Source organism: Bifidobacterium ruminantium DSM 6489 (assembly GCF_000770925.1).
GTDB classification, from domain to species: Bacteria; Actinomycetota; Actinomycetes; order Actinomycetales; family Bifidobacteriaceae; genus Bifidobacterium; species Bifidobacterium ruminantium.
Map to the genome: position 1 here is coordinate 1 of NZ_JDTK01000043.1, position 5,819 is coordinate 5,819.

The 5,819-nt window shown below is 56.8% G+C and carries 3 protein-coding genes; all 3 read left to right on the top strand.

The window, feature by feature from the left end; genetic code table 11:
• Positions 1–142 precede the first annotated feature (142 nt).
• The gene (gene rfbB / locus OU26_RS09200) at positions 143–1,165 is read left to right on the top strand and encodes a dTDP-glucose 4,6-dehydratase (protein WP_026647253.1); all 1,023 of its coding nucleotides are present in this window, start codon (positions 143–145) and stop codon (positions 1,163–1,165) included.
• A gap of 119 nt (positions 1,166–1,284) precedes the next feature.
• The gene (locus OU26_RS09205) at positions 1,285–2,727 is read left to right on the top strand and encodes a sugar nucleotide-binding protein (RefSeq protein ID WP_026647254.1); all 1,443 of its coding nucleotides are present in this window, start codon (positions 1,285–1,287) and stop codon (positions 2,725–2,727) included.
• Positions 2,728–3,119: 392 nt separating this feature from the next.
• A partial coding sequence (locus OU26_RS09210; protein ID WP_033499116.1) for an Ig-like domain-containing protein occupies positions 3,120–5,819 on the top strand: 2,700 nt, incomplete at its 3' end.

Consider the following 5,819-nt stretch of genomic DNA (forward strand, 5'->3'; position numbering starts at 1 on the left):
GCGTGGGCTGGTACGCCGTGTCCGCCAAGTAAAGAGATTGCAATCCCTATGCTAGGAAGGCTGTGGGTCATTTGACTGACCTGCAGCCTTTTTGCTTGTGGTACCGGGGCATTCATATAGACTGCCAACTATGCTTGCATATATGGTTGAAGAGATGTTTACTCCTAAGAACATTATCGTGACCGGTGGCTGCGGTTTCATCGGTTCGAATTTCGTGCATTACGTGGTGGATCATCATCCGGACGTGCATGTGACCGTTTTGGACAAGCTCACGTACGCGGGCAATCCGGAGAACATCGCGGGTCTGCCCGAGGACCGCGTGGAATTGGTCGTGGGTGACATCTGCGATGCGGGTCTGCTGGACAGGATCGTGCCGGGTCATGACGCGATCGTGCATTACGCGGCCGAGTCGCACAACGACAACTCCATCGCGGACCCGGAGCCGTTTTTGAGGACGAACGTGGAGGGCACGTTCCGTCTGCTGGAGGCCGTGCGCAAGTATGGTATCCGTTACCATCACGTGAGCACGGACGAGGTGTACGGGGATCTCGCGTTGGATGATCCCGCACGGTTCACGGAGCATACGCCGTACCATCCGAGCTCGCCGTATTCGTCGACGAAGGCCGCCTCGGACATGCTGGTGCGCGCGTGGACGCGCACGTACGGGATCCGCGCGACGATCTCGAACTGTTCGAACAATTATGGTCCCTTCCAGCATGTGGAGAAGTTCATCCCGCGTCAGATCACGAACATCCTGGACGGGCAGCGTCCGAAGCTGTACGGCAAAGGCGCGAACGTTCGTGACTGGATCCACACCGAGGACCATTCCAGCGGCGTGTGGACCATCCTGACCAAGGGGCGTATCGGCGAGACGTATCTGATCGGCGCGGACGGCGAGAAGAACAATATCACCGTGTTGCGCATGATTTTGAGGATGATGGGTCAGGCGGAGGATGCGTTCGATTGGGTGAGGGACCGTCCGGGTCACGACCGCCGTTACGCGATCGACTCGACCAAGCTGCGCACCGAGCTCGGCTGGACGCCGAAGCACACGGACTTCGAGTCCGGCCTGAAACAGACGATCGAATGGTACACCGAGAACCGCGCGTGGTGGGAGCCCGCGAAGGCCGCGACCGAAGCCCGTTACAAGCGTCAGGGCCAGTGAGTCTTGCCGTGCGTGGATGTCGGGGTTCGGTTCCCTGTCGTCCACGCGAGGCTCGTCGTGCCCGGAGCCGGCGCGGCCCAGGCATGGCTTCCGTTTTTTGATGATGATGGAGTGACGATATGGATTTCGAGAAGGATTTGAGGGCCGTGGAGACGAACATTCCCGGCCTGCTGGTGTTCGACCTGCCGGTGCATGGCGACAACCGTGGATGGTTCAAGGAGAACTGGCAGCGTGCGAAGCAGACGGCTTTGGACCTGCCGGATTTCGGGCCGGTGCAGAACAACATCTCGTTCAACGCGAAGAAGGGCGTGACGCGTGGCATCCACGCGGAGCCGTGGGACAAGTACATCTCGATCGCGGCCGGCAGCGTGTTCGGCGCGTGGGTGGACCTGCGTCCCGGCGAGAGCTTCGGCCAGGTGTACACGACCGTGTTGGATCCGTCGAAGGCGATCTACGTGCCGCGTGGCGTGGGCAACAGCTTCCAGGCGTTGGAGGACGGGACCGTGTACACGTACCTCGTGAACGCGCACTGGTCGTTGGAGCAGAAGAAGACCTACACGTTCGTGAACCTCGCCGACCCGGAGCTGCACATCGACTGGCCGATCCCGTTGGAGGATTCGGAACGAAGCGAGGCCGACTTGCACCATCCCATGTTGAAGGACGCGAAGCCGATGGCCCCGCGGCGCACGATGGTGACGGGTTGCAACGGCCAGTTGGGCCGCGCGATCCGCGACTACGTGGACGCGCATGGTTTGGAGGGCTTCGAGTTCAACGACATCGACACGTTTGATTTCTCCGATCCGGCCCAGTACGACCAATTCGACTGGTCGTTGTATGGGACGATCATCAATGCGGGCGCGTACACGGCCGTGGACAGGGCGGAGACCCCGGAGGGCCGTCAGGCGGCTTGGAAGGCGAACGCGCAGGGTCCCGCCCTTTTGGCCAGGGTGGCTCGCGAGCACAACATCACGCTCGTGCACGTGAGCTCGGACTACGTGTTCGACGGGACGCGCGAGTCGCATGACGAGTCGGAGTCGTTCGCTCCGTTGGGCGTGTACGGGCAGTCGAAGGCCGCTGGCGACATCGCGGTCGCGAATACGACGCGCCATTACATCCTGCGTTCGAGCTGGGTGATCGGCGAGGGTCGTAATTTCGTGAGGACCATGATGGGCCTGTCCGACAGAGTCGCCAAGGGTGAGCTGGAGAAGGTGACGGTGGTGGACGACCAGTACGGGCGTCTCACGTTCACCAAGGACATGGCCGAGGCGATCTTCCATCTGCTGGATTCCGGGGCCGCGTATGGCGCGTATGATCTGACCGGCTCGGGCGCGGTGAGGTCCTGGGCGGATATCGCGCGTATGGTGTTCGATCTGGCGAACGGCAACGGCGACAGGGTGATCCCGATCAGCACGGATGAGTATTTCGCGAACGCGAAGGCTCCGGTGAGCCCGCGTCCGACGCATTCCGCGTTGGATCTGGCGAAGATCGAGGCGACCGGGTTGAGCGTGCCTGATTGGGAGGAGTCCCTGAAGGCATACGTCAACAAGGAACTAGGCAAGTAACAGGTAAGGATGGCTTCATTGCAATAACATGCGATGAAGCCATCCTTACTTAGGGAGGACGCTGCCAGTTCTCTGTTTTAATTCGATGTCGTATTGCTCTCTAACGCGCGAAGAATACATCTCCATCAGCTGAGCTGCTATATAAGACTGGTTTGCAGTTAACGTAGTCAATGATGCAATGGTTTGCAAAACGGTGTCATGAGACTCTCTCAATTGTTTGAATGGGAATGGTAGATAGAACAAAAATCTTGTAAAATGGCCTTACATTCGATTGTGACGTCGAATGAAGACGTTTGCAAAAATGCGTTGTAGCAATAACACCAAGGAGGTTTGATAAGCGCAATGCAGGTTTGTTTTGAAAACGTTTCCACCATTCATCAAGGAGAGATAATATGGGTTCCCCTCATCATGAACGTATCGATTTGAGCCGATTACGTACTTTCCCGACCATTATGGCCGTGCTGTGCACAGTGGCGATGCTTGCTACCAGCTTCATTGCGGCGCCATTCGCACGAGCAGATCAGAATGGCGGCCTGCGTATCGAAATCGACGATTCCCAAACGGTCGGAAACTGGAATATCTCCGAAGCGGGTCAGGTCGTCGACCTCGCCGTCGGCCAGAAGGTTCGGCTGAAAGTCTGGAATTATCAAGGCAACGGTCAGGAAGTGGTTTTCAAAACCATCGATTGGCAGCTTAACGGTCAGCCGGTCGAATTGGCGAAGTATGATTCCGCATCCGGACAATGGAAGGATGTCTCACCTCGAGACACCGGTGAATACGGTGCCGCGGTCGCCTTCACCGACACCAGCGGCTCATTGACGACCTTGCGAGAAGGTGAAGCCACCATTACCGCGAAAGTCCGTATGTCGGGCGGCCCCGAAGAGGTTGCCACCGCCCACTTCCGTGTGCACAAGACCAAACTTAAGATTGTACGTTCGTTGGATTCTCAAGAAGTCACCTCAACCGATATTACTCAGCTTACCGCGGGCGAAGCTATGAGGCTGAAGTACTATCCGACCTTCGATGGTGATGGCACCACGGCCCAGAACAAGAAGTACAGCTATGAGTTCTCCACGTCAATGTGGAACAGCCCGTCCAGCTACCGCGACGAGTCCGGCCACACCATCAAAGCAGCCGGATGGAGATCATCCAACGGTGCCGCAGCCGATTTCAACGGTCAGCTCAACCCCACAGTCAACGAAGTGACGGTGCGCGCTCTAATCGCAGGACAAGCGACGATTTCCGTCAATGCGATCTTCGCTTTCTCCCATGCCGTCAAAACAAACGGTTTCAAGCAGCGGACTGATCTGCTGGGAAATCTAAGCACGAAAACCGCGATTAGCAATGCCACGCCGAACGTTTCGGTTCGATACGGATTGAATACCAGTCCAGTGACAGTGCAGGACAACGGCACCGTCAATCTGGGTGTGGGCGAGATTCTGCAATTCAACTATTCGATTTCCCCGCTGCATACTGATTATGCCACTCAGCTTACGGCCCACTGGGATTCCGATAAAAAGACTGTAGCCACACTGGACTCTGACACTTCGCGTAAGCTGACTGCAATCGATACTGGACTCAGCAATGTCACCGCATCTATTGGCGGTGTGACATTTAAGTTCTCCGTTAATGTGTCGGAGCCCAACCTCAGCCTGAGCTGCCAAGGGAAGCTGGCTTCGCCCGTGGATGCCACATCTCCCCGTACCGTGGAACTCACCGCTGGCGAATCCATGGATCTCACCATGGGATATGCACCACGTCATGACTACACATCGCTGAATTCGGTCACTTGGAATTCATCCGATACGAATGTGGCGACAGTGAATAGAACCTCTTCAGTAAGCTCCGCCGGAAATACGCCGAAGACCATGGTCACGGCCAAGCTTCCCGGCACCGTGACGGTTACGGGCACGCTTGCAGGACGTCAGGTGAAAACCACCATCAAGGTGGTTGACGCCACGCTCTCCATCGTACGAGACAGCCATCAGGACACCCCCAGTCGAGAGGACGATGTACAGGTTCCGGTCACCGGCAAGAATGTGGATGCGACCTCCGGAGAAAACTTCAAACTCTACACGAAGATCACTCCGGTCCATGATTATGCAAGTTTCCCCAGCTCGGTGACCCGAACCACGTGGGCGGAGGATTCGCTTGGTAAAACCATCGGCCTGCAGCCCAATGGTGATGCGGTCACCGTCAATGCGGTAAGTTCCCGCGGCCAGGCAAAATCTCAAGCGACCGTCACAGCGAAAGCCGGTGGAAAGACTGCCACGGCCACGGTTTCCGTGGCACGTCCTCAGGTCAAACTGACCACCACCGAACGAGATGCCCAAGGCAAGGAAACCACCAAGGACATCACGGGTAAGGATTTCCAGCTCAATCGCAACCAGTCCAAGAACATCAAGGCAGTAGTGAGTGAGCTTCACCCGGACTACGCCAAGATCGACATGAACAAGGTTGCTTGGGCTTCGGAGACGCCATCCGTGGCTTCCGTGTCAAAAGCTACTGGCGAAACCATTGGCGTGCAAGGCAAGGGAGAGGGCACTACGAAAATCAACGCGACCCTTGACGGTGTGACCGCAGCGGCGTCGGTGAAGGTCGTCATTCCGATCAAAACCGTGCAGGCTCCTGCTGCCGTCACCACTTACGCGGGCAAGAACCCGAACCTGCCGCAAACGGTGCATGTCACATGGGACGATGGCCGTCAGTCCGACGAAGTCGTTACATGGGACAAGATCCAGCCCGATCAGTACGCCAAAGCGGGTAACTTCTATGTCAATGGCACGGTAAAGGGATATTCCGGAACCGTGCGGGTGAGTGTACGAGTGCTGGGATTGAGAAGCTATGATCCGGTCAACATAGTCACGCAAGCACTTATCGCACCGACGCTTCCGAATGCTATCAAGGTGACGTGGACGGATGGAACTCAGACAACGGAAAAGGTGGTGTGGGATTCTATACCGCTCAACCAGTATCAGAAGCCGAATGTGACGTTCAAGGTCAATGGCAAGCTGGCCAATTCCGATATTCAAGTGATCGCTACTGTGACGGTGAATGCTAACTCGGTGACGATGTATCGTTTGTATAACCGT